This window comes from Kribbella catacumbae DSM 19601, assembly GCF_000372465.1.
Taxonomy (GTDB): Bacteria; Actinomycetota; Actinomycetes; order Propionibacteriales; family Kribbellaceae; genus Kribbella; species Kribbella catacumbae.
Genome location: NZ_AQUZ01000022.1, coordinates 95149 through 121585, shown reverse-complemented (window position 1 = coordinate 121585; position 26437 = coordinate 95149). Strand labels below are relative to the sequence as shown.

The following is a 26437-nucleotide window of genomic DNA, read 5'->3' as shown; positions in this document are numbered from 1 at the left end:
GATGAGAAACCGCTTGATCCCGGCGCTGGGCGCCGTAGTACTCAGTACTGCGCTCGCCGCCCCGGCGCTCGCTGCGCCCGAGTCGGGCCCGGCCTCGGACCATCCCCAGATCGGCGCCATCCCGCGGCCGGTCACCGCGACGACCGCGCTGAATGGGGGCCCGGTCGTGACATCTGGCCGGCAGGACTGCGCCGTGGCCCGAGCCAACTGGTCCGTCCAGGCGAAGCCGCAGGCAGATCCCGAGCCGCTGCTGAACGCCTACAGCGATAGCGGCAAAGGCTGGACCGGCGGAGACAGCACCTACTCAGTGAAGCTCCGCGGTGGCCGGACGGCGTGGATCTTCTCCGACACCTTCCTCGGACCGGTCAATCCGGACGGCAGCCGGCCGATCACGACCCCGTTCATCAACAACTCCTTCGTGATCCAGCGCGGCGACTCGGTGAAGACCGTCACCGGCGGCACGGCGTCCGAGCCGACCGCTCTGGTCCCGCCGCCGTCCAACGGCTGGTACTGGTTCGGCGCCGCCGGCACCAGCAAGTCAGGCCGCAATCTCGACGTCACCACCCTGCGGTTCGAGCGGACGGGCACCGGGCAGTGGGACTGGCGCTGGTCGGCGAACTACCTGGCTCGCTTCGACAGCTCGACGCTGAAACTGAAGAAGCTGGTCCCGCTCCCGTCCGGCGCCAACATCCAGTGGTCCGCGTGGCTGCTCCGCGACCGCGGCTACACCTACATCTACGGCGTGGAGGACCTCGGCGCCTCGAAGTACGAGCATGTCGCCCGGGTCCGCGGCGACGATCTGACCACGAAGCGCTGGCAGTACTGGACCGGCACCGGCTGGTCGGCTGACGAGTCGGCGTCGGTGCGAGTGCTCGAAGGCGTCGCCAACGAGCACAGCGTGACCCGGTGGGGTGACGGCTACCTGCTCGTCACTCACGACACCAACGAGCTGTTCAGCAAGCGAGTGCTCGGCTACTTCGCCTGCTCACCGACCGGCCCGTTCGTCAACCCGGTCGAGCTCTACCAAACGCCGGAAACCGGCGCCACCGGCAGCTACGGAGACGCTGACATCATCACGTACAACTCGCACGACCATCCCGACCGGCGTCGCGGCAACTCGCTGCTGGTCAGCTACAACGTCAACAGCCTCGACGCGAACGCCGACCTGTACGCCGACGTCAGCATCTACCGGCCCCGGTTCGTCCGGGTCACCCTGACCCCTAACGGCACTCGATGAGCAGCTCCGGTGGCGTCGTCCGGCGCAGCCTGCTCGACGACCTGGCCAGCTCGATGCTGAGCCTGATCGCCGACCGGAACCTGGCCGCCGGCGACCCGTTCGAGTCGGTCCGGTCGCTGGCCGAGCGGTTCAAGGTCGCCGTACCGACGATCCGGGAGGCGCTGCGAAGGCTGGAGGCCACCGGCGCGGTCGAACTGCGGCACGGATCCGGCGTGTACGTCGGCCGGCACATCGGGCGGCTGGTGCTCGCCAACCCGCTGGCCCCGACGCCGTCGGCGGACCGGCTGGTGGAACTCCTGCAGGCCCGCGCGCTGATCGAGCCGCCGGTCGCCGCCCTGGCTGCCCAGAACCGGACCGATGCCGCGCTGGAGCGGATGGACCAGCACCTCGCCGAGGCCGCCGACCTGATCGAGTCCGGCGACCACGCCCGGCTGGCCGAGGTCAACATGGACTTCCACCGGTCCCTCGCCCAGGCGTCCGGGAACGCGACCCTGGCCGAGGTGGTCGAGTCCGTCACCGTCGTCAACGTCCGGGAACAGCTGGAGATACTGCACATCCACGGCGACCGGCAGGCCGATCTGGACGAACACCGGGCCATCCTCGAGGCGGTCCGGGCCGCCGACGCCGAGCTGGCCGAACGACTCACCCGCGAACACCTGGACGGGGTTCTCACCGTCATCAACGACCGCGCCCGGCCACCCCTGAGCTGAGAAGGACGCACCAAATGTCACCCAATCACCGCAAGACCAAAGCATTCACCGCCCTGGCCGTCGCCGGCGCGCTGGCCCTGACCGCCTGTGGTGGTGGAGCTGGTGACTCCACCACCGCCAAGGGCGACGACAAGCCGGTGGACTCGCTGAAGTTCTACAACGACAAGGGCGGCTGGAAGGAAGCCTTCACCCAGGTCGGCGCGGCCAGCAAGAAGGACGTCGGGGTCGGCATGGAGCCGGTCGGCTACTCCGACTCCAACGCCTACACCGCGTTCATCCGGTCCTCGTTCCGGACCAAGGAGAAGGCGGACCTGTTCACCTGGCACACCGGCAAGGAGCTGGAGGAGCTGGTCGACCAGAAGCTGGTGGCCGAGACCACCGAGCAGTGGACCAAGGCAGTTGCTGACGGCAACATTCCGGAGCAGCTGAAGGAGTACTTCACCTACGACGGCAAGCAGTACTGCGTACCGCTGAACGCCGGCTACTGGGTGATGTACTTCAACAAGGCCGTCTTCAAGAAGGCCGGCATCACCCAGAACCCGAAGACCTGGCCCGAGCTGCTCGCCGTCGCCGACAAAGTGAAGGCGGCCGGGGTGAAGCCGTTCTACCAGACCAACATCCTGTTCAGCTTCGTCTGGTTCGAGACGCTGCTGGCCGGCAAGGACCCCGATCTTTACGACGCCCTGGCCACCGGCAAGGCGAAGTACACCGACCAGGGCGTGGTCGATGTGATGAACGAGTGGAAGAAGATGATCGACGCCGGGTTGTTCAGCGACCCGGGGGCGAAGACCGAGCCGCAGGCGCAGCTGAAGAGCGGCGCTGTCGGGATGGTCAACTTCGGCACCTGGTTCAGCGGCAACCTGAACACGCTGAAGATGAAGGCGGGCACCGACTACGACTTCTTCGTCATCCCGAACGTGAACCCGTCGCTGCCGAAGACCTCGATGATCTTCGAGACCGGACCGGTCTGTTCGGCCGCGCAGAGCGAGCATGCCTCCACGGTGCAGAAGTGGACCGACTGGTGGGTCACTCCGCAGGCGCAGACCGCCTGGGCGAACTCCCGTGGCGACCTGTCCTTCAACCCGAAGGCCGAGGTCAAGGACCCTGGCCTGGCCGCGCTGAACAAGGATGTCGGCGGTGACGGCTACCGGCTGATCAACCGCTGGTTCGAGGCCACGCCGGTGCCGGTGATGAACAAGGCGCTGGAGGTCTTCGGGGCATTCGTCACCAAGCCGGGTGACCCGATGCCGGGTCTGAAGAAGATCCAGGCCGAGGCGGACGCCTACTGGGCCAAGCAGAAGTGAGCCGGAGCACCCTGCGATCGGCCCGGACCGGCGGGCGGGTGGCGCCGCTGTTCGGGCTGCCCGCCGCCGGCATCGTGGCGCTGCTGCTGTATCTGCCGTTCCTCTGGACGACGTACGTCAGCTTCACCGACTTCAACGGGCTCGGTACGCCGGTCTGGTCCGGGCTGACCAACTACAAGGCGATGTTCAGTGACCCCGATCTGGTCGGGGCGCTGACCAACACGTTGTTGTGGGTAGTCGGCATGGTCACCTTGCCGGTCGTACTCGGCCTGGTGATCGCAGTACTGACTTACGGCCATCGGTGGGGCACCTGGCTGCGGTTGCCGTTCTTGCTGCCCTACGCGATCTCGGGTGTGGCAGTGGGAGTCATCTGGGGCTTCGTCCTCCAGCCGGATGGCGCGCTCGGTCAGGTGCTCGGCTTCCTCGGTCTGCCCGGTGCCCACACGGGCTGGCTGCAGGCCGGTCCGGGCAACACGCTGATGATGATCGTGGCCACCTCCTGGCAGGCGGCCGGAGTGAACGCGCTGCTGTTCGTGATCGGGCTGCAGTCCATCCCAGCGGAGCCGCTGGAGGCGGCCCGGCTGGACGGGGCGGAAGGGTTCAAGCTCTTCCTTCACCAGCTCTGGCCGCAGCTGCGACCGATCACCACGGTTGTCGTCGGGCTGTCGATCGTCGGCAGCCTGAAGACGTTCGACGTCGTCTGGGTGATGACGCAGGGCGGTCCCGGTACGTCGTCGGAGACGCTGGCCCTTTCCATGTACAAGGAGACCTTCGTGCTGAACAACTACGGCCAGGGCGCGGCGATCGCGTTGTTCCTCAGCCTGGTCACGTTCGCCGCGTCGGTGCTGTACCTGCGCTACCAGCTCGCGGACGGTGACTCGCGATGAACAAGACCTCATCCGGACCGGTCCGGACGGCGATCCTGATCGTCCTCGGGCTGATCTGGCTGGCGCCGGTGTACCTGCTGATTGTGAACGCGTCCAAAGCGGTCGACGCGTACGACCCGGCCGCGGTGTGGAAGCCGTCGGGGTTCTCGCTGTTCACGAACTTCCAGGACGCGTGGGACAAGGCCGCACTGGGCGGCACGCTGCTGGCGACAACGCTCTACAGCGTGGTGGCACCGGTTCTCGCGGTACTGATCGGCGCAGCGGTCGGCTACGCGATCGTGGCGCTGCGGCTCAAGTACGGGTTCGTCTGGTTCGTCTTCATCTTCGGCGGCACCATCTTCCCGTTGCAGATGGTGCTGATGCCGTTGTTCTCCGGCTACGCGAGCTCGGGGCTGTATGACACCAGGGTCGGGATGATCATCGTCTACACGGCGATCAGCGTTCCGTTCTCGGCGTTCGTGATGCGCAACTTCTTCACTGGCATCGCCCGCAGCGTCTTCGAGGCAGCAGTGGTCGACGGCGGCGGGCTGTTCCGGATCTTCCGGAGCATCTACCTGCCGATGGCGGGCAGTGCCCTGGCGGCCATCTTCATCCTGCAGGCCACCTTCGTCTGGAACGACCTGTTGCTCGGTCTGACCCTGAGCCAGTCCGAGTCGGTCCGGCCGATCATGCCAGCGCTCACCGGCCTGCAGAGCACGTACGGCGGTGCTGCGCTGCCGACCGTCCTGGCCGGCGGTCTACTGGTGTCGCTGCCGACCGTCGTCCTGTTCCTCGCCGCCCAGCGGTTCTTCTCCCGGGGCCTCGCCCTCGGCCAGTTCTGACTCCTCGAAGGGATCTCGATGTCATCAGGAGCTCGTACCGTAGCCGTCACGGGCGGAGCGGCCGGCATCGGCCGCGGCGCGGTCGAACGCTTCGTCGCCGCGGGCGACCGGGTCTTCGTACTGGACCGCGATGCGGACGCCCTCGCTGCGCTGGAGGCGGAGCTGGGTGACCAGGTCACCGGCTTCGCCGTCGATGTCGCCGATCGAACCGCTCTGGCAGCCTGCGCGCAGCAGGTCGGTGGGTCGCTGGCTGGTGGTCCGCTGAGTGGGCTGGTCTGCGCGGCCGGCATCCAGCGGTACGGAACGGTCGTGGACACGCCTGCCTCGACGTACGACGAGGTGATGGCGGTCAATGTCGGCGGGGTGTTCTTCGCCTGCCAGTCCTTCCTGCCGCTGATCCCGCGGGGCGGAAGCGTGGTGGTCGTCGCCTCGGTCCAGGCGTACGCCGCGCAGCACAACGTCGCGGCGTACTCGATGGGGAAGGGAGCACTGCTCTCACTCGTCCGGGCGATGGCGGTGGACCACGCGGCCGACGGCATCCGGGTCAACGCGGTCTGCCCTGGATCGGTGGACACTCCGATGCTCCGTACGTCGGCCGCGCAGTTCGGCGGTGACCGGTCGACGGACGAGGTGGTCGCGGAGTGGGGTCGGTCCCATCCGCTCGGCCGGGTGGCGACGACAGCTGAGGTGGCCGAGGTGATCCACTTCCTGGCGTCGCCGGCCGCGGCCTTCGTGACCGGGGCCGACGTGAAGGTCGACGGCGGGCTGACCGCCCAGCTGGCCGTGATACTGCCGGAGGACGGCCGATGAGGATCGTCGACGTCCGGGCCACCACCGTGACGATGCCGTTGGAGGCGCCGTTGCGGCACAGCAACGGCGCGCACTGGGGACGGTTCGTGCGGACCGTCGTCGAGATCGAGGCCGACAACGGCTTGGTCGGGCTGGGCGAGATGGGTGGCGGTGGTCAGAGCGCCGAGGATGCCGTCGCCGCACTGAAGCCCTACCTGGTTGGTCATGACCCGGCTCGCACCGAAGCACTGCGATGGATGCTGGCGAACCCGACCGCGAGCCTGTACAACAACCGCACCCAACTGCTCGCTGCGGTGGAGTTCGCCTGCTTGGACCTGCAGGGCCGCCACCTCGGCGTACCGGTGCACGAGTTGCTCGGCGGGAAGGTCCGGGACAAGGTGCCGTTCGCCAGCTATCTGTTCTTCAGGCATCCCGCTGACGACGGAACGGGTGAGATCCGCACCGCGGACCAGCTGGTCGAGCATGCCCGGGCGTTGGTCGCCGAGCACGGGTTCACCGTGCACAAGCTGAAGGGCGGGGTCTTCCCGCCGGATTACGAGCGGGACTGCTTCCGGGCGCTTGCCGAGGCGTTCCCCGGGCATCGGGTCCGGTTCGACCCCAACGGCGCCTTCGGGGTCGAGGAGGCGATCCGGTTCGCCCGCGGCATCGAGGACCTGGACAACGACTATCTCGAGGACCCCACCTGGGGGATGAACGGGATGCGCCGGGTGCGGGAGAACACCTCGATCCCGCTGGCCACCAACACCGTCGTGGTCAACTTCGAGCAGTTGGCCGCGAACGTGCGGGATCCGGCCGTCGACGTGATCCTGCTGGACACAACCTTCTGGGGTGGGATCCGGGCCTGCGTCAAGGCCGCCGGGGTCTGCGAGACCTTCCAGCTCGGCGTCGCCGTGCACTCCTCGGGCGAGCTGGGCATCCAGCTGGCCACCATGCTCCAGCTCGGCGCCGTGGTACCGAACCTGTCGTTCGCGGCCGACGCGCACTATCACCACCTGCGTGACGACATCATTGCCGGCGGCAAGCTTCCGTACGCCGGTGGCGCGATCGCCGTACCGGATGGTCCCGGCCTGGGCGTCGAGCTGGATCGCGACAAGCTCGCGGAGTACGCCGAACTGTTCCGCGAGCTGGGCCCCTACCCCTATGACCGTGACCCAGCCAGGCCGGGCTGGTACCCGCTGCTGCCGAACACCGACTGGGCCGATCCCACCGAAGGACTCCGATGATCCCCCGTAGTACGGACCTGTCCAGCGATGTGCTCACGCATACCTACGACGACATGTTCAACCCGCCCGGCCTGACCAACTTCCTCGGCACGGCACAGGTCGACCTGGACGTCTTCGCCGTCCGCAGCATCAACTTCCCGCCGTACTCGCACGGCGACGTCATCACCGGCCAGCTGTACGTCGACGGCCGGCTGGCCCGCTCGTACGGCGGCGAGATGGAGGTGGTCTGGCGTCCGGATCAGGTGGTCCGCACGACCCGGATCGACGGGCTGACGCTGCGCAGTACGACCTGCTGCGCGCCGGGGCGGCCCGCCGTCGTCGTACAGCTCGAGGTGGAAGGTGCAGCGGGGCGCGAGGTACGGATCGGGTTGGCGTTGGCCAGTACGGCGACGCGATCGGCCAGTGGATGGTCGCGCCCCGAGCCACCGTCGGAGCCGAACACGCTGCGGGAAGCGGAGATCAGGGGTGCGGTGGTCGGTACCGGTGAGTCGGGGTCCGCTGTCAGCCTGCAAGGGTTCGACGCGCTGACGTCGGAGACTGCTGCGGTGACCACCACCTCGGTCGGCTCGTCCTCCTCCTCTTCGGAATTCGCCGCGGCCGCCGCGTTGCGTCCTCAGTCGATGCTAGAAGCAACGATCGAACTGGATGCTTCCGGCAACGGACAGCTCGGGTATGTGCATGTCCTGGACGGCGATGTGGAGTCGGCTACTGAGCACTACAACGCCTGCGTGGCGGACGTACCGGCGGTAATCGCGGCAGCTGAGGTGCACTGGGACAAGGCGTTGGCGGATGCGTTTGATCCGGACAGTGACGGGTTCAGCGGTTCGTTGCCGATTTTGGAGACTTCGAACGAGGCGCTTCGCAAGCTGTACTGGTGGGGTGTGCTCGGCGTGGTGTGGTTCCGCCGCGACAATCCGGCCAGTGTGCTAGGCCGGACCTACGACACGCTGATGCCGCGGTACTGGCAGACCACGACCTTCATCTGGGACTACAGCCTCTCCTCGCTGACGCACGCGCTGCTGGACCCGGTGCCGATGCGCCGGCACATCGAGCACTGGATCGACCTCGACACGCACGCGCACTTCGGTACCGAGTGGCTGACGGGTGGCCCGGTCGGCCAGTGGTACTCGGTCAACGACTTCGCGATGACCCGGTTGGTGCGGGACTACGTCAGGTTCAGTGGAGACGAGGCCTTCCTGGCGGCCCCGGCCGGCCGGGATGCCGCGCGCAAGCCAGTGGCCGAGCACCTGCATCACTGGGCGACGGCCTGGCGTGGGCTGCGCAAGGACCACGCGCTGGCCGACTACGGCGGCATCGACAACCTGCTCGAATGCGTGAGCAGCTATGTCCACGAGGTGGCCAGCTTCAACGCGGCAAACGTTTGGTGCCTGCGCGTCGCCGCCGACGTCGCAGAGCGGGCCGGCGACACCGACCGCGCTGGTCTGCTGCGCAAGGAGGCCGATGAGCAAGCCGGCCACGTCAACGAGCTGTACGTCGAGGGCGCGGGCTTCTGGCACGCGCGTCAGCCCGACGGGACGCTGGTCCCGGTCCGGCACTGCTACGACTTCAACCTCATCGGTACGACGATGGCCGACGACCTGTCGCAGACCCAGCGGGCGGAGATGGTCGAGTTCTTCCAGCGGGAGCTCCAGACCCCCACCTGGATGCGAGCGCTGTCGCCGTACGACGCGGATGCGGCCTTCAGCTTGCGGCCCGATCACCAGTGGAACGGTGCTTACCCGGCCTGGCCGGCCGATGCCGCCCGGGCGCTGTTCGCGCTGGGCCGGGGCGATGTCGCGCTGGACTGGCTGCGGGGTCTGGCGAAGACCGCGAACCAGGGACCCTGTGGCCAGGCGCACTTCGTCGAGGAGGCGGTGCCGGCGATGGCGGGCGGAGCGCGCAAGTCTCCGCCGCAGTACCCGTACCTGATCGACTGGTCCTGCTCCTCATCAGGCGCCTGGGTGAGCCTGGTGCTAGAAGGCGTGTTCGGACTCGAGGTCGCCCTCGACGGCTCGATCCAGGCGAACCCGCAGGTCGCATCGCTGGACCCGAACGCCCGCCTGCGAGGCCTCCGAGTCGGAAACGGCTCCTATGACATCACCGCCGCCGGGGCGATTGCGGCAGCTTCGTAGGGCGGGTGTCGGTAAGGCCCGGACGTCCGCCACTCACAAACCTCCCGTTTCCACTCGGGAGCACGCCTGTGCACGCCTGGCCGGGTGCGATCAGTTGAGGTTTGTGAGTGGCGGCGGTCCGGCCCTGCCACTGAACCTCACGAACTCCGGCTGTAGTACGAGTACGGGGAGCCATTCGGCTCGTGGTCGCGTCAGAGCAGGCGTGGATCACACGGGTGCGGTGGCGATGGCTTCGAGGAGGGATTCTTCGGCGCCGGCTAGGTGGCGGCGGAGTTCTTCTACGCATTCGTCGAGGTCGCCCTTTTCCAGCAGGCGGACGAGTTTGCGGTGGGAGGCTACCTGTTGTTTGGCGTCCTGGCGGAGGGCGTCCACGCGGGCGAGGGCGAGTCTTGCCTCGCCGGTGATCGAGTCGGCGGTGGCGGTGAGGCGTTCGCTGCCGGTGAGGGCGACCAGGCTGCGGTGGATCGCCAGGTGCGTTTCGGTCATCGCTTCGGGGTCGGCGCCTTCCTTGGCGGTGGCGGCGAAGGTGCGCATAGCCGTGCGGACGCGTTCGCGAGCCGCCTCGTCAGCATCGAACCAGGCCCGGACGCCGGCCGACTCGAGCACGAACCGGGCCCGGCAGATGTCGGCGACCGCCGCGGGGTGCAGGATCGCGACGCTGACGCCCTTGTTCGGTTCGCGGACCGCGAGGCCCTCGGTGACCAGCATCGTCATCGCTTCCCGGACCGTACTGCGGGCGACGCCGAGCGCCTCGGCCAGAGGTTGCTCGCGCAGCGGCGTACCGGGTTCGAGGTCGCCGGCGAAGAGGGCAGCGCGGAGCGCGTCGACCACCCGGTCAACTGTGGTCGAGCGGTCCACTCGCAGCCGTTCGTACATGGGGGGATTCTCGTCCAGTCAGCGTCCGTTGTCGCGTGCGGCGCGGTCGTCGGGGCGGGTCGGTGGTCAACCTGTGGATAACTCCCGACATGATGACCCGGTTTTCGGGCAGTCTTTGACCCAGTGGCCGCCCCTGCTACAGCGAGGAGATCACCGTGGGTGACAGCAAGGCGATGCCGATCGTCGGTGGCGTCATGCTCGTGCTCTTCCTCCCGCTCATCATCGTGATCGCCCTGCTGGTCGGCGTCCTGACCGGGATGGACACGGCCGCGGCCTGTACGCCGACCGCGCCGGCCGAGTCGTCGATGGCCTGGCCGACCGACAAGAAGGAGCCGGACCAGGGCTGGGACGACGAGGGCGGCGAGACCCACAAGGGCATGGACTTCGTCGTCGACAAGGGCAGCAAGGTGTACGCCGTCGAGTCCGGCACCGTGAAGTCGATCGACGGCGACTGGATCAAGATCAAGCACGGCACCGGCCTGGAAACCTGGTACAAGTTCTTCGACACCAAGGTCGTCAAGGAGGGCGACCCGGTCGGCCGCGCCCAGGTGATCGGTACGTCGGGCAGCAGCGAAGACGAGGCCGCGCCGGGCAAGAAGGGCGCCCACCTGCACTTCGAGGTCTGGGCCCAGGCGGACGACGGCGGTGCGCTCAAGCAGACCGACCCGGCTCCGCTCTTCGACAGCGCAGCCCCGGCCGGCCCGGGCGGTGGGTGCGGCTGCAACACCGGCGGGCCGCTGGTCGGTGGCAACAACCAGGAGAAGGCCTTCAACTTCCTGGTCGGCGCCGGCTACACCAAGGAGCAGGCCTCCGGCATCGTCGGCAACATGATCCACGAGTCGAGCGTCGAGCCCCAAAGGCTCAACGGCACCACCTCGGGTACGGTCACGCCGGCCACGACGGCCGTCGGCCTGAACAAGGCCTGGGGAATCGTCCAGTGGTATCCCGCGAGCAAGATGATCAACGCGGCCCGCGGCCAGGGGGCCAGCTTCGAGACCATCGAGACCCTCGAGTACCAGCTCAAGTTCCTGAAGGAGCAGCTCGACGGGACGGGGCCGGTGGCGCTCAAGGCGGTCGGCGACAAGATGAAGGCGACCAAGACGGTCGACGAAGCCGCCTACCTCTTCGCCCACGACTACGAGATCTTCACGACGAACGACAACGACCCCGAGTACGCCCGCCGGCAGGCCACTGCCCGGCAGGTGTTCTCCACCATCGGTGGTGGCACCAACACCCCGACCGGCGATCCCGGGGCGGGTCCGTCGACCGCGTGCGCGGCCGGCAGCGGGAACATCGCCGAGGTGGCGAAGTCGCTGGCGTGGCCCGACGGCGGTCACGGGAAGAACCAGAGCGACGCGACGGCGGCATTCCAGGAAGCGCTGCCGAAGTACAACAGTACGAACGGCTACGAGGTGTGGAGCGACTGTGGGCGGTTCGTCGCGACCGTGATGCGGATGAGTGGTGCGGACCCGGACTATCCGATGGTATCCACGGGTGTCCAGGACAACTATGTGCGGACGTCGGGGAAGTACGACGTTTTCGACAACATCACCCCTGGGGAGCTCCAGCCGGGTGACATCCTGATCGGCCCCGGCCACACGTATCTGTTCGTAGGACAATGGGGCAAGTACGACTCCGCGTCCGGGTCGCTGGGCGGCCACGTGCCTCAGGCGACCTACGCCTACAACATTGGACGATCCAAGCAGTTCGCCGCCGCCCGGCTGAAGAAATAGGAGCTGATGATGGAGGAGGACAGCCGGCGGCCCCTGGTGACAGGCATCGCGGCGCTCGCGGTGATCGTGGTGCTGATCGGAGGATTCGTGATCTGGCGGCATGATCCCAAGGCGGAGCTGACCGTGACGTCGATCCCGAACGATCTGACCCTCACGCTGGACGGGCAGCAGGTCGCCAACAGCGGCAAGATCGACGTCCGGCCGGGGACGCACACGCTGACCGGCACCCGGGAAGGCTTCCAGAGCTACACCCAGACGTTCACCGTTCGCGGCAAGAACCCGGTGTCGGCGAAGGTGTACCTCTACGCCAACGGACCGGTCGGGGTCGAGTGGGGCAAGAACAACCCGGAGCAGGAGCGCGAGACCGAGGCCGAGGCCGGTCGCCGGTTCGACGAGATCCAGCGACGGCTGGAGCTGAAGTACCCGATCCTGGCGCAACTGCCGTACATCGGGCCCGGCTTCAAGGCGACCTACGAGGGCTCGAAGTCGGACCCGACGAACCCCGAGGCGATCTCGGTGCGGATCCTGGTCTTCCTCCCCGATGGCAAGGAGAAGGCGCTGCAGTGGATCGCAGGCAACGGCTGGGATCCCGCCTCGCTGGACATCATCTACACCACCAAGTAGTCACCCCGCCGGTACTCCGGACGCCGCCGCCCGGGCTGGGCGGCGCAGCGTACTGAAACTCATGTTGACGCGACCCCACTAGACCTGCACACTGACTGATTGTCGGACAATCAGGGGATCGGCCAATGCGACGATCCAGAGCGCGATGGGGTGCACACATGGGTCAGCCGCTGGGGTGGGGTCGCCGGTATCTGATGGTCCGGCCGGACCATTTCCGGATCGACTACGTGATCAATCCGTACATGTCGACCCAGGACCAGCCTGACCCCGAGCTGGCGCTCAAGCAGTGGGACTCGCTGCGGCAGGCGATCATCGACGCCGGCGGCGAGGTCGAGGTACTGGCGCAGCGCGAGGATTCGCCGGACATGGTCTACGCGATGAACCTGGGCTTCGCCACGGCGCAGGGCAAGGCGATGCTGTCGCACATGCGCTTCGAGCCGCGCCGCAAGGAGTCGCTGACCGCGGCCGGGTGGTTCCTGGACCACGACTTCGAGCTGAAGCGGACCGGCAGCGACGGCGTCGGCCCGCACTTCGAGTCCGGCGACGCGTTCATCTTCGGTGACAGCCTGGTGGTCGGCTACGGCCCGCGCACCGAGGCCGACGCGCTCAAGCACCTGGCGACCGAGTGGAACATCCGGGTCCGCGGCCTGCGCATCGCGCACGAGGGCATGTACCACCTCGACCTGCCGTTCTGCCCGATCGACAGCACCCACGCGCTGGTCTACCCGCCGGCGCTCGACGCCGCCAGCCAGGCCGAGCTGTTCGGCATCGTGCCGGACCCGATCGTGCTCACCGACGAGGAGGCGTTCGCGTTCAGCGGCAACTCGCTGGTGGTGAACGAGACGATCATCATGCCGGCCTGCTCGCCGCGGCTGCGCGAACTGCTGACCGGTCTCGGACTGCGCATCGTCGTCCTCGACCTGTCGGAGTTCCACAAGGGTGGAGGCTCGGGACGCTGCATGACCAACCCGCTCGATTTCGACCTCGCTGCCGCCAGTGTCGCCGGCGGCGAGGTCGTCTTGCCGCAGTAGCCGGTACGGCGAATCGACGGCCGGGCGGCTGCCCACAGTTCAGCTGGTTTGCTGGACGAATGGACGGCTGGCCCGGCCAATGTGACAGCTGTCTGGCGTCATGTTCGGCCTCGCGCTGGGCAATTTGTCCAGTGCGATTCTGCGGGGTTCTAAGCCGGCGACGTTGGAGTTAGCCTGCGGGCATGACCCCTGACGATGAGGTCCGCTTCCGGTCCGTTCTGGACGATGTCGCGGCTTACAAGCCGGGCAAGCCACCGGAGCGCACCGACGGCCGCCCGACGTACAAGCTGTCCAGCAACGAGAACCCGTACCCGCCGTTGCCAGGGGTGCTCGCCGCCGCCACCGAGGCCGCCGCGAACATGAACCGGTACCCCGACATGGGCGCCCTGCCCTTGCTCGAGGCGCTGGCCGAGCGGTTCGACGTACCGGTCACCGATCTTGCCATCGGGACCGGATCGGTAGCTGTGCTCTACCACCTGTTGCAGGCAGCCTGTAGCGAGGGCGATGAGGTCGTCTACGCCTGGCGCTCGTTCGAGGCCTACCCGATCGCGGTGCAGCTGACCGGTGCGACCTCCGTCCAGGTCCCGCTGACCGAGGACGCGCGGCACGACTTCAAGGCGATGGAAGCAGCCCTGACCGACCGCACCCGCGTCGTCTTGATCTGTACGCCGAACAACCCGACCGGCCCGGTCGTCCATCGCGACGAGCTGGTGGCTTTCCTCGACGCCGTACCGCGCGACGTCCTGGTCGTTCTGGACGAGGCGTACCGCGAGTTCGTCCGCGACCCCGAGACGCCGGACTGCGCCGAGATGTACCGGGACAGGCCGAACGTCGTCGTACTGCGGACCTTCTCGAAGGCGTACGGGCTGGCCGGCTTCCGGATCGGCTACGCGATCGGGCACCCGCCGGTGATCGCCGCGATCCGCAAGTGCTCGCTGCCGTTCGGCGTCAGCGAGATCGCCCAAGCAGCCGCGGTCGCCTCGTTGCGGGCCGAGAAGGAGTTGCTGGATCGCGTCGAAGCGCTCGTGACCGAGCGGTCCCGGGTGGTCGGCGAGCTACGCGCCGCCGGCTGGGACGTGCCCGAGACGCACGCGAACTTCGTCTGGATGCCGCTGGGTGAGGAGACCGTCGCCTTCGCCGAAGCCGTCCAGGCCGAGGGCGTCTCGGTCCGGCCGTTCCCGGGCGAGGGCGCTCGCGTGACGATCGGCGAGCGCGAAGCCAACGACCTGTTCCTGACCGTCGCGTGCGCCTGGCGCCGATGAGGAACCTGATCTGGATCTCGGGCGCATCATCCGGGATCGGGGCGGCCCTGGCCGCCAGCACGCCGTACGCGGAGGCGCGGGTGATCGACCTGTCCCGGAGGGGTGGAGGGGTCGAACACTTCGCGGCGGATCCTAGTGCCCTGAGTCGGAGGTTCCTGCGCAGCTCCGGCGCCCAGGCACGCACCTCGCGGCGTTGGAGAAACGTCCACGATGCTGCGCATCGAGGACGCTTCTCCGCCTTGCGATGCACGCACCTGGACACCGGAGCTGCTGCAGGAATCTCCGACTCAGGGCACTAGCCGACCCGGCGGAATGGGCGCGGGTCGAGGAGCACTTCGCCGCGGAACTCGCCGGGTTCGACGGTGAGCGGGTGATCTTCGTGCACAACGCCGGCACGGTCGCCCCGATCGGGCCGGCCGCGAAGGTGGATGCCGCCGCCTACACGCAGGCGGTGCTGCTGAACTCCGCGGCACCGCAGGTCCTCGGGCGGGCGTTCCTACGGGCGACCGCAGGGCTCGACTGCGAGCGGCAACTGGTGATGCTGTCGTCCGGGGCCGCGACCAAGGCTTATCCGGGCTGGTCCTCCTACAACGCGGGCAAGGCGGCCGTCGACCATTGGGCCCGCACGGTCGGGCTCGAGGAGGCCGCACTGGAGCAGGAGAGCGCCGGAGCGGTGAAGGGCTGCCGGGTGATCGCGTAGCGCCGGGAGTGGTGGACACGGCGATGCAGGGCGAGATCCGGTCGGTGGGTGAGCAGGACTTTCCTGCCGTCGAGAGGTTCCGCGAGCTGAAGCAATCCGGTGGGCTGAGCACGCCGGAGGAGGCCGCGGCGGGTTTGTGGGCGGTCATCGCGGCGCAGTACCCGACCGGCAGCGTGCTCGACCTGCGCAACCTACCCATCGCCACCTGATCATTCGCCCCCTTTTCACCCTCCACGCGGACTATCCGGTGGGCGGGTAGGGCGGCGAGGGTGAAAAGGGGGCGAATGATCACCTGGTTGGGGGTGCGAAGAAGCGGCACCGGGAAGTAGTGAGGCTTGCTTCCCGATGCCGCTTCGAGGTGTTGCTACCGGGTGATCACCCCACCGAGGCGACCGATCCGGTGTCCATCACCACTGACCAGGGAGGGCGGTCAGTGCGTGTTGGCCTCAGACTCCTGCTCGCAGGTCTTCAGCACGTCGACCGAGTTCTTGTAGTTCTCGACACCCAGCAGCGCCGCGATGTCGTGGATCGGCACCTGGCCGCCGACAGCGTTGATCGGGACGTTGTTGTGGCAGGCCTGGAACGGGCCCACGTTGGTGTCGGCAACCTCGACGAGGCCGCCGTCGCTGACGCGGTACCACTTGCCGCCGTGCGTGTTGGCCTCAGACTCCTGCTCGCAGGTCTTCACCGCGGTGGCGGAGTTACCGGCGTTGCTCAGGCCGACGATGCCGGTGATGTCGTGGATCGGCACCTGGCCGCCGACGCCGTTGACCGGAACGTTGTTGTGGCAGGCCTGGAACGGGCCGAGGTTGGTGTCCGTGACGGAGACCAGCGAGCCGTTCTTGTGCACCCAGTACCAGTGCTTGCCGCCCTTGGCGTAGCCCTTCAGCGCGCTGGCGTCGGTGAGACCGCCGGTGGCCGAGGTGCTGTCGTCGATCATGTTCGCGCTGACGACGGTGGCCAGGCCCAGCGTGGCAACGGTCGCCACTGCCGCTGCAGCGGCGATCTTGCGTGTTACCTGCATTATGCGAGGTTTCCTTTCGGGTTTGACGGATTCGTCTTAGTGGGTAACGACGGGTTCGGGAGCGGGTTACAAAATTCTTCGCCGGTTTTTGGTTCAGGCGGGAATCCCGGGGTAGCCCATAGTGGCCGGGTGATGAGTTCGCTGCCACGGCAGGAATCTCTCTCTGACCAGGCAACTTCTCGCTCAGGCGGGGGCGCGGGGGGCGCCGGAGCTGAGAACAATTCGCTTCCGGCGAGCCGTAACCGATCCGCGGTTTCCTCGTTGTCTGATCGCGGGCGAACGGCTGCCCGGCTTTCATGGGTATTTTCGGCGGGCTCGGTGGCCGGCGAAATGGCATTACCATGGCAAAACGGATTGTCATGCATCATTGCCGGAGTTTCGTGCCGTGTTTTTTCGGGGCATGGCGCCGGCCGGCAACACGGACCCGCTGCCGCGCGCATCGGCAGCGGTGGGAGACCCGGGCACCCCATGGGAGCCCGGGTTCTTCCCTTTCGGGGCCTCTTACTTGGTACGGCGCCGTTCGGCGCTGACCACCAGCGCGACGCCCACGACGACGACCGCGCCGCCGAGCATGATCTTCGTGGTGATCTGCTCGCTGAGGATCAGCCAGCCGAGCAGGACGGCCACGACCGGGTTCACGTAGGCATAGGTGCCGATCAGCGAGATCGGGGCGTTGGCCAGCAGGTAGGAGTAGGCGGAGTACGCGAGCAGGGAGCCGAACGCGACCAGGTAGGCGAGCGCGATCCAGCCCTTCGGCTCGATCTCACTGAGGTGGAGCCGCCCGGGCTCGCCGCGCAGTACGCCGAGCAGGATCATCGCGGCGCCGCCGATCAGCATCTCGTACAGCGTCGCCACCAGCGGGTCCTTCGGCAGCCCGAGTCGCGGGGAGAAGCGGGAGCCGGCCGCCCAGCTGATCGTGCCGAGGATGAGGATCGCGACCGAGAGCGGCTTCGCGCTCGTGTCGCCGCCGGACAGTGAGAGCAGTGCCGCTCCGCCGAACCCGATCAGCACGCCGAGCCAGGTCAGCGGGCGCGGCCGCTCGCCACCGCCGACCCGCAGCAGCATCAGCCAGAGCGGTACGGCGGCGACCAGCAGCGCGGCCAGCCCGGACGGTACGGTTTGCTCGGCGATCGCGACCGCGCCGTTGCCGAAGGCAAGTAGCAGCAGTCCGACGACGCCTGCGCCGAGCAGTTCGCGGCTGGTGACGCGGAGCCGGCCGATGCCCGAGCGCAGCGCGAGGAAGGTCGCCAGCAGGACGCCCGCGAGCAGGAAGCGTGCCGACATCCCGAGCATCGGGGGGATGTTCGCTTCGACCACGATCCGGATGAAGAGGTAGGTCGAGCCCCAGACGACGTAGACCACCGCGAGCGCCGACCAGATCATCGCGCTGGAGGCCGGGCGCGGGCCGGCCTCAGGCAGGACTACTTGCGCGGGGGCGGCGGCCATCGCGGGCTCCTCCAGATGTCATGGGTGAAATGCACGAACAGTGCTGACATTAGTCGTGGCGCTGAGTCATCCACAAGAGATTTTCCGCCCTCCGGGCACCGAGATCCCGCCAGTTCATCCGGCCGCCAACCGGCTCCGACGCCGGGCAGCATGTGCTCACCGATGTCACCAGCCCCACCGCCCCTCTCGTCTTCAGCAAGGACACCGCCGAGGTCCAGGACCAGCGCACGGCGTACGGCGTCGCGGTGCTGAACCTCGGCGGTCAGGCGTACGTCGCCGTCAGCCGTCGTAGCGAGACCCGGATCGGACTGTTCCGCCTGGTCGCCGACCGTGGGGGCAAGATCAGCTACCAGGCGGTGAAGCAGTTCGACCTGCCCTCGACCTTCCAACTGTTCAACTGATCGACCTGGTCACCGTGTGAGGAGCCGGGCGATCGCCCGCAGGTCGAGGGCATGGAGACGGAGGAGTGCGCCCCGACCGGCCCGGCCTCGCCCGACGCCGGCACGCACCTCAGCGCCGACGCGGAAGGCCTGACCATCGCCTACCGCGGCGCCGCCAGTGACCCGCCGCGGTCACCACGAAGCCGCTCGGACCGCTGTTCCCGCACGGGTTGCTCGCTGTCCATGACGGCGAGAACACCCCTGGTGACGGCGACCGGGAGGGGCCAACTTCAAACTGGTACGGCTCGGGGATTTGCCCTGATCGGTATCCAGTTGTGACACATATCGCACGAATCCTCCCGATGGTGTTACACCGAGGGGATTCAGGCGTACGGCCGGGCTCGGAGCTGACCAGTGGCTGGACTGGTGTCTCATCGTGAGACGCCTTTCGGTACCGGCGTACAAGTCGGCGTCCAGACAGTTAGCGGATCAGCAACCTGCTGGGTACGGTGTCCGGCAAGATGGGCAGTGATACCAGTGAGGAGGTTCACTGCCTGGCGGTGTGCGTCATCCTGCATCAACCTGGATCCACGCGGTCCCGCCTGCGAAGCCTCACCCGGCTGGCTGGGCCGGGGCCCGTGCAACGTTGCGGTCGCGGCGATCCCGCGCTCGAACCCGAGGAGTGCATGTGAGTGAGTCGGTGCCGGGCATTGCCCCGGAAGTTTTCGCGCCCGTGGAGGCGCCGGTCAGTCCCCCGCGAGCCTCGGAAGAGGTCGAGTTCGTCCAGCTGCTGACGCCCGAAGGTGAGCGCGTCGAGCATCCGGACTACTCGTTCGACCTCGACGACGAGGCGATCAAGGGCTTCTACCGGGACATGACCCTGGTCCGCCGGATCGACACCGAGGCGACTGCGCTGCAGCGTCAGGGTGAACTCGGCATCTGGGCCTCCCTGCTCGGTCAGGAGGCCGCCCAGATCGGCTCCGCCCGCGCGCTGAACAAGAAGGACATGGTCTTCCCGACCTACCGCGAGCACGGCGTGGCCTGGTGCCAGGGCGTCGACCCGCTGAACCTGCTCGGGCTGTTCCGTGGCGTCGACCAGGGCGCCTGGGACCCGCGCGACAACAACTTCCACCTCTACACGATCGTGATCGGCGCCCAGACGCTGCACGCGACCGGGTACGCGATGGGCCAGCAGCGTGACCACGCCGTCGGCGACGCCGAGACCGGCGAGGCGACGATCGCGTACTTCGGCGACGGCGCCAGCAGCCAGGGCGACGTCAACGAGGCCTTCATCTACGCCTCGGTGTTCAACGCGCCCGTCGTCTTCTTCTGTCAGAACAACCAGTGGGCCATCTCGGAGCCGATCGACCGGCAGACCCGGATCCCGCTGTACCAGCGCGCGGCCGGCTTCGGTTTCCCCGGCGTCCGCGTCGACGGCAACGACGTGCTGGCGACGTACGCCGTCGCCCAGCAGGCGCTCAAGCGGGCCCGCGAGGGCAGCGGCCCGACGCTGGTCGAGGCCTACACCTACCGGATGGGCGCCCACACGACGTCGGACGACCCGACGAAGTACCGGCTGTCCGAGGACCTCGAGTACTGGAAGCTCAAGGACCCGATCGAGCGGGTGAAGGCCTACCTGACCCGGTCGGCCGGCATCGAGCCCGACTTCTTCGACGAGATCGACGCCGAGGCCGACCAGATCGCGGCCAAACTGCGGGAGGGCTGCCTGTCGATGCCCGACCCGGCGCTGACGGACTTCTTCCAGCACGCGTACGTCGAGCAGACCCCGCAGCTGGTGGAGCAGCAGGCGCAGTACGCGGCCTATGCGGCCTCCTTCGACGGCGAACACAGTGAAGGGGAGCACTGAGATGGCGAAGATCAGTCTCGGCAAGGGCATCAACATGGGCCTGCGGGCCGCCATGGAGAACGACCCCAAGGTCCTCATCATGGGTGAGGACATCGGCAAGCTCGGTGGCGTCTTCCGGGTCACCGAGAACCTGCAGAAGGACTTCGGCGAGGACCGGGTGATCGACACCCCGCTGGCCGAGTCCGGCATCATCGGAACCGCGGTCGGCCTGGCGCTGCGCGGCTACCGGCCGGTCTGCGAGATCCAGTTCGACGGGTTCGTCTTCCCGGCGTACGACCAGATCATCAACCAGGTCGCCAAGATGCACTACCGGTCGATGGGCAAGCTGAAGATGCCGATCGTGATCCGGATCCCGTTCGGCGGCGGCATCGGCGCGGTCGAGCACCACTCGGAGTCGCCGGAGACGCTGTTCGCGCACGTCGCCGGGCTCAAGGTGGTCGCCTGTGGCGATCCGGTCGACGCGTACTGGATGATCCAGCAGGCGATCGCGACCGACGACCCGGTGGTGTTCTTCGAGCCGAAGCGCCGGTACCACGAGAAGGCCGAGCTCGACGAGGACGCGGGAGCGGCGTACCCGCTGTACAAGGCGAAGGTGGTCCGTGAGGGCACCGACGCGACGCTGTTCTGCTACGGCCCGATGGTGAAGACCGCGCTGCAGGCGGCCGAGGCGGCGGTCGAGGACGGCCGCAACCTGGAGGTCGTCGACCTGCGCTCGATCTCGCCGCTGGACCTGGCGACGATCTTCGCGTCGGTCAAGAAGACCCGGCGCGCGGTCGTCGTGCACGAGGCGCCGCTGTCGCTCGGCCCCGGCTCGGAGCTCGCGGCGCGGGTCACCGAGGAATGCTTCTACCACCTGGAAGCTCCCGTACTGCGGGTCGCCGGGTACGACACGCCTTATCCGCCGTCGCGGATGGAGGAGGAGTACCTGCCCGACCTGGACCGGGTGCTCGAGGGTGTCGACCGGGTGATGGAGTACTGATGGGGATCCAGCAGTTCCGCCTCCCCGATGTGGGAGAAGGCCTGGTCGAGGCAGAGATCGTCAGCTGGAAGGTCAAGGCCGGCGACACGGTCAAGCTGAACGACACCATCGTCGAGATCGAGACGGCGAAGTCACTCGTCGAACTCCCGGTCCCGTACGCCGGCGTCGTCACCGAGTTGCTCGTGCCGGAGGGCGAGACGGTCCCGGTCGGTACGCCGATCATCTCCGTCCAGACCGCCGACACGGGCACGGCCAAGGAAGACCTCGTCCCGTCCCTCCCCGACGGCGAGGAGATCGAAGCCGGCAAAATCGGCGGCGCAGCCCCGGGTGGGCGCACCGCGGTCCTAGTCGGCTACGGCCCCAAAACCACCGAAGCCAAACGCCGCCCCCGCAAGGGCGCTCCTACGTCGAACGCTCCCTCCGAGGCTGCTCCTACGTCGCACGCCTCTACGGGTGCTGAGGCAGTGGGCGCAGGAGCCGTTCAGGCTGGTGCTGCGGCCAGCGCCGGCTTCGCCGGCGCGGCCGGCGGATCCGCTACCGGCTCCGCCGGGAACGCTGCGCCTCCTTCGCCTTCTCCCGCCGAGGTTGCCGGAGGCAACGAGGCGGCGGGTGTGCATGTGCTGGCGAAGCCGCCGGTGCGGAAGCTGGCCAAGGATCTGGGGATTGATCTTGGGCAGGTGACTGCGACCGGGCCGGGTGGGATCATCACCCGGGCTGATGTCGAGAACCACACGGCCGCGCCGGCTCCGGTTGCTGCTCCTGTGGTTGGTGCGCAGGGGGACACCCGGATTCCGATCAAGGGTGTGGTGAAGGTGATGGCGCAGGCGATGGTGAGTAGTGCTTTCACCGCGCCGCATGTGACCGAGTGGATCACCGTCGACGTCAGCGCCACGATGGAGCTGGTTGAGCGGTTGAAGAAGGACAAGGCGTTCCGGGAACTGCGGGTCTCGCCGTTGCTGATCGTGGCGAAGGCGGTGACGCTGGCGGCCCGGCGTACGCCGATCATCAACGCGACCTGGGACGATGCGAACCAGGAGATCGTGATCAAGGGGTCCGTCAACCTCGGGATCGCCGCGGCCACCCCGCGCGGGCTGATCGTGCCGAACATCAAGTCGGCCGATTCGCTCACCCTGCCCGAGCTGTGCGGCGCCCTGAACGACCTGGTCGCCACCGCCCGCGAGGGCAAGACGCAGCCGGCCGACCAGGCGGGTGGCTCGTTCACGATCACCAACGTCGGCGTCTTCGGCGTCGACGCCGGTACGCCGATCATCAACCCCGGCGAATCCGCGATCCTCGCCTTCGGTGCGGTGCGCAAGCAGCCGTGGGTGGTGGACGACGAGATCGTGCCGCGCTGGATCACCACGCTCGCGCTGTCCTTCGACCACCGGCTGATCGATGGTGAGAAGGGTTCGACCTTCCTCGCCGACGTCGCGAGCATCCTCGAGGACCCGGCCCGCGCACTGATGTTCTGAGCAGTACGAACAAAGGAGAGAGGGGACCCGGGCGGGGGTCCCCTCTCTCAGTCTTCAGAGCTGCCGGATCACCAGCGCTTGATGGCATCCAGCGCGTCGACGAGACCCTCACCGAAGAACGCGTTGTTCGCGGTCGTACCGGTGCAGCGGGCGTCGACGACAGCCGGGCAGGCCTGGTCGTCGGCCTCGCCGCGCAGCGCCTGCTCGATCTCCGCCGGCTTCAGCCACGGGCGGGATGACTTGATCAGCGCGGCCACACCGGCGACGTGCGGAGACGCCATCGACGTACCGCTCGACAGGCCGTAGCGGTTGTTCGGCAGCGTGGAGAGGATGCTGCTGCCGGGAGCCGCCACGTCGATCTTGTTCAGGCCGAAGTTCGAGAAACCGCTTCGGGGGCCGGCCTTGGTGGTGCTCGCGACCGTGATCACGCCGGGCAGCTCGGTCGGCATGTCCAGGCAGTCGTTGTTGATCGTCCGGGTCACCGTGGTGGAGTCGTTCGGGCTGGCGCTGTCGGTGGTCTTGTTGGCCAGGTCGTAGTTCGAGTTGCCGGCCGCGGCGACGGACAGTACGCCCTTCTTGGTGGCGAAGGCGACGGCCCGGCGTACTGCCTCCTGGACCGCGCCCTGGTCACCGTTGTCGTTGCACCAGAATTCCCACGGGTCGATGAAGTAGCTGTGGTTCGTGACGTCCATCTTGTGCTCGGCGGCCCAGACGAACCCGCAGATCGAGTACTCCGGGAAGATGTAGCCGTCGTCGTTCACGACCTTCACCGAGGCGATCCGGACGCCGGGCGCGACCCCGACGATGCCGACGCCGTTACGGGCAGCGGCGACGGTACCGGCCACATGCGTGCCGTGCGAGCTGGTGGTCGGCCGCCAAGCGCCGGCAGTGGTGTCCGGTACGCCGTTGCTGGCACAGTTCACCGAGTCGGCGGCGGAGAAGTTCGGCGCGAGATCCGGGTGCAGGTCGTCGACCCCGGAGTCGTTGATGCCGACCAGGACCTTCCTCGAGCCGTCGGTCACCTTGTGCGCCTGGTCCGCCTTGATCTGGACCATGTCCCACTGCTCGTTCTCGCGGGGGTCGAGCACCGGCTCGGCCTCGCCGGCCTGGAGGCCCTTGGTGGAGGCGGTCTTGGGCGCGCCGACCGGCCCTTCCTTGACGGCGGCCGTACGGGTCGCGCCGACCGACTGGACGCTCTTGCCGTTCTTGCCGGCCTTCACGTCGGTCCGGAAGGTGGCGCTCGTCGACTGCGCGATGACGACGCCGAGGTCGTCGTACGACTGGACGACGGTGCCGCCGGCCGCCTCGATCGCCTTCTCGGCCCGGTCGACGTGGATCGGGACGGGCTTGGTGTTGACGACGTAGTTCATCAGGATCCCCGGCTCGGCCGCGAAGGCGGCCGGAGCGTTCGGGGAGACAGGCATGGCGTTGGCGGCGGTGGTGGTACCGGCGGCGGCGAAGGCCAGAGCCGCTACGGCCAGACCGGCGCTCAGCCGACGGGTACGCGAGCGTGGGGACAAAACAATCTCCTCGTGAGGGCGATCTGGACGGGACGCTGGCCAGACTCTAGAACGCGGAACCCCGCCATAGTTCGAACGCCCCGGAAAGCACGGGAAACCCTGCGCCTCCCGCTACCCACGGTCCCTGATCTCACTCTCCGTACCCAGCTGTCCACAACATCCCACATCTGTGGACCAACCTGTGGATAGCCTCTCTTTTGCTGTTGTGTGTAAGATAGATACAACAGGGATACGAGAGCTTAGGGGTGCTGTGGTTAGCGGGGAGGCCGGTACTGAACCGGCGAGTGGGTTGGTGCTGGGGGACGAGACGACGGAAATCGCCCGGATTATCGCGGACGCGGGTCCCGGGGTGGAGAAGATTCCCGCGGCGGAGCGCGTCTACGCGTACGTGAAAGCAGCCATCCTCGATCGGGTCTACCCTGGTGGCGACCTGCTGACCGAGGGTGAGCTGGCAACCGCGGTCGGAGTCTCCCGTACTCCGGTCCGGGAGGCGCTGCTGCGGCTGGAGGAGTCCGGCCTGGTCAAGCTCTACCCGAAGAAGGGCGCACTCGTCCTGCCGGTGCTCGCCCAGGAGGTCAACGATGTCCTGGAAGCGCGCGAGCTGATCGAGACGCACGCCGCGGCGAAGGTCTGGCCGCGCCGCAAGCAACTGGCCGAGAAGCTGGTCCCGCTGGTCCAGGAGATGCGCAAGCACCGCAAGACCGGCGACGCGAAGAGCTTCCTGGAGGCCGACCGGGCCTTCCACGAGGCGATTGTCGGTGCCGCAGGCAACGAAATCCTCGCCAAGCTCTACAACAGCCTGCGCGACCGTCAGGTCCGGATGGGCGTGCCCGGGATCGAGATGCAGCCGGCCCGGATGGACCGGTCCATCACCGCGCACCAGGAGATGATCGACGTCCTGGGCGGCAACAGCCCCAAGCGGTTCCGCGAACTCGTCATCGACCACATCCACGTCGCCGCGACGGATCTGCGGGGCGGGCAGTGACCGAGCTCCTCTTCCCCCTGGGCGGTCGGCGAGCCTGGGCGGTCTGGGCCACTGCTGTCTTCACCTACCTGGTGACTGTGCTGCACCGCGGCTCGATGAGCGTCGCCGGCCTGCAAGCGGCCGAGCGGTTCGACATCTCCGCCTCCGCGCTCGCCAGCTTCACCGTCGTCCAGCTGACCGTGTACGCCGCGATGCAGGTACCGGTCGGCATCCTGCTGGACCGGTATGGCTCGAAGCGGCTGCTGATCGCCGCCTCAGTTCTGCTGTTCGCCGCGCAGTCGGCGTTCAGCCTGGTCGACTCCTACCCGGCGGCACTGGCCGCGCGGGCGGTCCTCGGCGTCGGCGACGCGCTCGTCTTCATCAGCGTGCTCCGCGTCGTGATGTCCTGGTTCCCCGCGCTGCGGCAGCCGGTGATGTCACAGGCGACCGGAATGCTCGGCGGCGTCGGCGCCATCGTGTCGACGGTGCCCATGGCGGCCGCGTTCCACACGTTCGGCTGGACTCACACGTTCGCCGCCGCGAGCGTGCTCAGCCTGCTGACCGGCCTCGCCGTCCTGTTCCTGCTCAAGGACAGCCCGTACGACGTATCGCCGCACCGCGCGAAGCAGCCGCTCTCCATGGTTCGCCGGAACCTGCGCCGGGCCTGGAGGGAGCCGGGGACCCGCCTCGGCCTGTGGACCCACTTCACCACCAGTTTCTCCGGTGGCACGTTCGGTCTGCTCTGGGGCTTCCCGTTCCTGGTCCAGGGCCAAGGCGTCGCGCCGACGACGGCCGCCACCATGCTCGTCCTGCCGGTTCTCGCCGGACTCTGCTACGGACCGCTCGTCGGCCGGTACGCCGCCAAGTTCCCCTTCTACCGGTCCTGGATCGTGCTGGCCGTGATCGCCGGTTCCGCACTGATGTGGACCGTCGTACTGGCGTGGCCGGGCCGGGCTCCGATGCCGGTGCTGCTCCTGCTGATCGTCGTACAGGCCGCTGGTGGTCCTGGCTCGATGCTGGGGCTGGACTACGCGCGGACCTTCAACCCGACGACCCGGTTCGGGGCGGCGAACGGGATGGTCAACACCGGTGGCTTCATCGCGATGCTGATCTGCATCGGCATGGTCGGCATCCTGCTGGACGCATCGTCCGGCGGCGCGGCGCTGACCCTCACCGACTTCAAGTGGGCGCTGACCTTCCAGTACGTGCTCTGGACGATCGGCACCGTGCAGATCCTGCGCTACCGCCGCCGCGCCCGGGCGACGCTGGCCCGCTACAACCCGGAGATCTACGAGGCGCTCCGGGCGAACCAGGTCGTCCCGCTCCAGGCCGACACCGGCGAGCTGGTCAAGCAGAGCTGAGACAGGCTGACAGGGTCTGGCGGGGGCCTGGCATGGGCTGTCAGCCGAGTGCCAGGCCGCTGCCAGCGGGTGGG

General features: G+C 67.9%; 24 protein-coding genes. 20 read left to right on the top strand and 4 right to left on the bottom strand.

What is annotated here, in order from left to right:
* The first annotated feature begins 1 nt into the window (after nucleotide 1).
* Genes A3ES_RS0122845 through A3ES_RS0122810 form a run of 8 tightly spaced genes read left to right on the top strand, consistent with a single transcriptional unit; the run spans nucleotide 2 to nucleotide 9124 of the window.
* On the top strand, nucleotides 2–1237 hold the full coding sequence (locus A3ES_RS0122845; protein ID WP_020389167.1) for a DUF4185 domain-containing protein: 1236 nt from the start codon (nucleotides 2–4) through the stop codon (nucleotides 1235–1237).
* Nucleotides 1234–1947: a FadR/GntR family transcriptional regulator gene (locus A3ES_RS0122840; protein WP_020389166.1), complete on the top strand. Its 714-nt coding sequence runs from the start codon at nucleotides 1234–1236 to the stop codon at nucleotides 1945–1947. The genes A3ES_RS0122845 and A3ES_RS0122840 overlap by 4 nt, the downstream gene beginning before the upstream one ends.
* 14 nt (nucleotides 1948–1961) lie before the next feature.
* Nucleotides 1962–3251, top strand: a complete 1290-nt coding sequence (locus tag A3ES_RS0122835; protein WP_020389165.1) for an ABC transporter substrate-binding protein — start codon at nucleotides 1962–1964, stop codon at nucleotides 3249–3251.
* Nucleotides 3248–4138 (top strand): carbohydrate ABC transporter permease, encoded by an 891-nt coding sequence (locus A3ES_RS0122830; protein ID WP_020389164.1) that lies wholly within the window; start codon nucleotides 3248–3250, stop codon nucleotides 4136–4138. Before A3ES_RS0122835 ends, A3ES_RS0122830 begins: the two co-directional genes overlap by 4 nt.
* Nucleotides 4135–4959, top strand: coding sequence for a carbohydrate ABC transporter permease (locus tag A3ES_RS0122825; protein ID WP_020389163.1), 825 nt, complete (start codon nucleotides 4135–4137; stop codon nucleotides 4957–4959). The genes A3ES_RS0122830 and A3ES_RS0122825 overlap by 4 nt, the downstream gene beginning before the upstream one ends.
* Before the next feature lie 18 nt (nucleotides 4960–4977).
* Complete coding sequence (locus A3ES_RS0122820) at nucleotides 4978–5769, top strand: SDR family NAD(P)-dependent oxidoreductase (RefSeq protein WP_020389162.1); 792 nt, start codon at nucleotides 4978–4980, stop codon at nucleotides 5767–5769.
* On the top strand, nucleotides 5766–6992 hold the full coding sequence (locus A3ES_RS0122815) for an enolase C-terminal domain-like protein (protein WP_020389161.1): 1227 nt from the start codon (nucleotides 5766–5768) through the stop codon (nucleotides 6990–6992). Before A3ES_RS0122820 ends, A3ES_RS0122815 begins: the two co-directional genes overlap by 4 nt.
* A complete protein-coding gene (locus A3ES_RS0122810; RefSeq protein WP_020389160.1) occupies nucleotides 6989–9124 on the top strand; it encodes a glucosidase family protein in 2136 nt (711 codons plus the stop codon). Before A3ES_RS0122815 ends, A3ES_RS0122810 begins: the two co-directional genes overlap by 4 nt.
* Before the next feature lie 207 nt (nucleotides 9125–9331).
* On the opposite strand, the gene A3ES_RS0122805 is transcribed toward A3ES_RS0122810, so the two are convergent.
* Complete coding sequence (locus A3ES_RS0122805) at nucleotides 9332–10000, bottom strand: GntR family transcriptional regulator (RefSeq protein ID WP_020389159.1); 669 nt, start codon at nucleotides 9998–10000, stop codon at nucleotides 9332–9334.
* 155 nt (nucleotides 10001–10155) lie between these two features.
* Between A3ES_RS0122805 and A3ES_RS0122800 the strand changes: the two genes are divergently transcribed.
* From A3ES_RS0122800 to A3ES_RS51470, 6 genes are all read left to right on the top strand, one after another.
* Nucleotides 10156–11733, top strand: coding sequence for a phage tail tip lysozyme (locus A3ES_RS0122800; RefSeq protein ID WP_020389158.1), 1578 nt, complete (start codon nucleotides 10156–10158; stop codon nucleotides 11731–11733).
* A 9-nt stretch (nucleotides 11734–11742) separates the two neighbouring features.
* Nucleotides 11743–12357, top strand: coding sequence for a PEGA domain-containing protein (locus tag A3ES_RS0122795; RefSeq protein WP_020389157.1), 615 nt, complete (start codon nucleotides 11743–11745; stop codon nucleotides 12355–12357).
* Nucleotides 12358–12515: 158 nt separating this feature from the next.
* A complete protein-coding gene (locus A3ES_RS0122790) occupies nucleotides 12516–13388 on the top strand; it encodes a dimethylarginine dimethylaminohydrolase family protein (RefSeq protein WP_020389156.1) in 873 nt (290 codons plus the stop codon).
* Nucleotides 13389–13570: 182 nt separating this feature from the next.
* The gene (gene hisC, locus A3ES_RS0122785; protein WP_020389155.1) at nucleotides 13571–14650 is read left to right on the top strand and encodes a histidinol-phosphate transaminase; all 1080 of its coding nucleotides are present in this window, start codon (nucleotides 13571–13573) and stop codon (nucleotides 14648–14650) included.
* A 244-nt stretch (nucleotides 14651–14894) separates the two neighbouring features.
* A complete protein-coding gene (locus A3ES_RS48020) occupies nucleotides 14895–15350 on the top strand; it encodes an SDR family NAD(P)-dependent oxidoreductase (protein ID WP_051084776.1) in 456 nt (151 codons plus the stop codon).
* Nucleotides 15351–15373: 23 nt separating this feature from the next.
* Entirely contained in the window at nucleotides 15374–15559 is a 186-nt protein-coding gene (locus A3ES_RS51470; protein WP_157630684.1) for a Rossmann-fold NAD(P)-binding domain-containing protein, read from the top strand.
* A gap of 221 nt (nucleotides 15560–15780) precedes the next feature.
* Here the strand turns inward: A3ES_RS51470 and A3ES_RS0122775 are convergent, their stop codons facing one another.
* Nucleotides 15781–16374, bottom strand: coding sequence for a hypothetical protein (locus A3ES_RS0122775; RefSeq protein ID WP_020389154.1), 594 nt, complete (start codon nucleotides 16372–16374; stop codon nucleotides 15781–15783).
* 501 nt (nucleotides 16375–16875) lie between these two features.
* Nucleotides 16876–17820, bottom strand: a complete 945-nt coding sequence (locus A3ES_RS0122770) for an EamA family transporter (RefSeq protein ID WP_020389153.1) — start codon at nucleotides 17818–17820, stop codon at nucleotides 16876–16878.
* A gap of 152 nt (nucleotides 17821–17972) precedes the next feature.
* Between A3ES_RS0122770 and A3ES_RS0122765 the strand changes: the two genes are divergently transcribed.
* The 4 genes from A3ES_RS0122765 (at nucleotide 17973) to A3ES_RS0122745 (ending at nucleotide 22518) form a co-directional block, all read left to right on the top strand.
* Nucleotides 17973–18221 (top strand): hypothetical protein, encoded by a 249-nt coding sequence (locus A3ES_RS0122765; RefSeq protein ID WP_020389152.1) that lies wholly within the window; start codon nucleotides 17973–17975, stop codon nucleotides 18219–18221.
* Nucleotides 18222–18888: 667 nt separating this feature from the next.
* Nucleotides 18889–20067: a pyruvate dehydrogenase (acetyl-transferring) E1 component subunit alpha gene (gene pdhA, locus A3ES_RS0122755; RefSeq protein ID WP_020389150.1), complete on the top strand. Its 1179-nt coding sequence runs from the start codon at nucleotides 18889–18891 to the stop codon at nucleotides 20065–20067.
* Nucleotide 20068: 1 nt separating this feature from the next.
* Nucleotides 20069–21046, top strand: coding sequence for an alpha-ketoacid dehydrogenase subunit beta (locus A3ES_RS0122750; protein WP_020389149.1), 978 nt, complete (start codon nucleotides 20069–20071; stop codon nucleotides 21044–21046).
* Nucleotides 21046–22518, top strand: coding sequence for a dihydrolipoamide acetyltransferase family protein (locus A3ES_RS0122745; protein WP_020389148.1), 1473 nt, complete (start codon nucleotides 21046–21048; stop codon nucleotides 22516–22518). The genes A3ES_RS0122750 and A3ES_RS0122745 overlap by 1 nt, the downstream gene beginning before the upstream one ends.
* Before the next feature lie 68 nt (nucleotides 22519–22586).
* Here the strand turns inward: A3ES_RS0122745 and A3ES_RS0122740 are convergent, their stop codons facing one another.
* Nucleotides 22587–24038 carry a S8 family peptidase gene (locus tag A3ES_RS0122740; RefSeq protein WP_020389147.1) on the bottom strand — a complete coding sequence of 484 codons (1452 nt, stop codon included), beginning with the start codon at nucleotides 24036–24038 and terminating at the stop codon, nucleotides 22587–22589.
* Between the two features lie 250 nt (nucleotides 24039–24288).
* On the opposite strand from A3ES_RS0122740, the gene A3ES_RS0122735 reads away from it, so the two are divergent.
* A complete protein-coding gene (locus A3ES_RS0122735; RefSeq protein WP_026163114.1) occupies nucleotides 24289–25023 on the top strand; it encodes a GntR family transcriptional regulator in 735 nt (244 codons plus the stop codon).
* A complete protein-coding gene (locus A3ES_RS0122730; protein ID WP_020389145.1) occupies nucleotides 25020–26363 on the top strand; it encodes an MFS transporter in 1344 nt (447 codons plus the stop codon). Before A3ES_RS0122735 ends, A3ES_RS0122730 begins: the two co-directional genes overlap by 4 nt.
* Nucleotides 26364–26437 lie beyond the last annotated feature (74 nt).

Coding starts and splice junctions, on each gene's coding strand:
- A3ES_RS0122820 (WP_020389162.1), top strand. CDS start 4,978: ATGTCATCAGGAGCTCGTACCGTAGCCGTCACGGGCGGAGCGGCCGGC.
- A3ES_RS0122745 (WP_020389148.1), top strand. CDS start 21,046: ATGGGGATCCAGCAGTTCCGCCTCCCCGATGTGGGAGAAGGCCTGGTC.
- A3ES_RS0122750 (WP_020389149.1), top strand. CDS start 20,069: ATGGCGAAGATCAGTCTCGGCAAGGGCATCAACATGGGCCTGCGGGCC.
- A3ES_RS0122815 (WP_020389161.1), top strand. CDS start 5,766: ATGAGGATCGTCGACGTCCGGGCCACCACCGTGACGATGCCGTTGGAG.
- A3ES_RS0122845 (WP_020389167.1), top strand. CDS start 2: ATGAGAAACCGCTTGATCCCGGCGCTGGGCGCCGTAGTACTCAGTACT.
- A3ES_RS0122835 (WP_020389165.1), top strand. CDS start 1,962: ATGTCACCCAATCACCGCAAGACCAAAGCATTCACCGCCCTGGCCGTC.
- A3ES_RS0122795 (WP_020389157.1), top strand. CDS start 11,743: ATGGAGGAGGACAGCCGGCGGCCCCTGGTGACAGGCATCGCGGCGCTC.
- A3ES_RS0122840 (WP_020389166.1), top strand. CDS start 1,234: ATGAGCAGCTCCGGTGGCGTCGTCCGGCGCAGCCTGCTCGACGACCTG.
- A3ES_RS0122825 (WP_020389163.1), top strand. CDS start 4,135: ATGAACAAGACCTCATCCGGACCGGTCCGGACGGCGATCCTGATCGTC.
- A3ES_RS0122770 (WP_020389153.1), bottom strand. CDS start 17,820: ATGGCCGCCGCCCCCGCGCAAGTAGTCCTGCCTGAGGCCGGCCCGCGC.
- A3ES_RS0122805 (WP_020389159.1), bottom strand. CDS start 10,000: ATGTACGAACGGCTGCGAGTGGACCGCTCGACCACAGTTGACCGGGTG.
- A3ES_RS0122790 (WP_020389156.1), top strand. CDS start 12,516: ATGGGTCAGCCGCTGGGGTGGGGTCGCCGGTATCTGATGGTCCGGCCG.
- hisC (WP_020389155.1), top strand. CDS start 13,571: ATGACCCCTGACGATGAGGTCCGCTTCCGGTCCGTTCTGGACGATGTC.
- A3ES_RS51470 (WP_157630684.1), top strand. CDS start 15,374: ATGCAGGGCGAGATCCGGTCGGTGGGTGAGCAGGACTTTCCTGCCGTC.
- A3ES_RS48020 (WP_051084776.1), top strand. CDS start 14,895: ATGCACGCACCTGGACACCGGAGCTGCTGCAGGAATCTCCGACTCAGG.
- A3ES_RS0122775 (WP_020389154.1), bottom strand. CDS start 16,374: ATGCAGGTAACACGCAAGATCGCCGCTGCAGCGGCAGTGGCGACCGTT.
- A3ES_RS0122810 (WP_020389160.1), top strand. CDS start 6,989: ATGATCCCCCGTAGTACGGACCTGTCCAGCGATGTGCTCACGCATACC.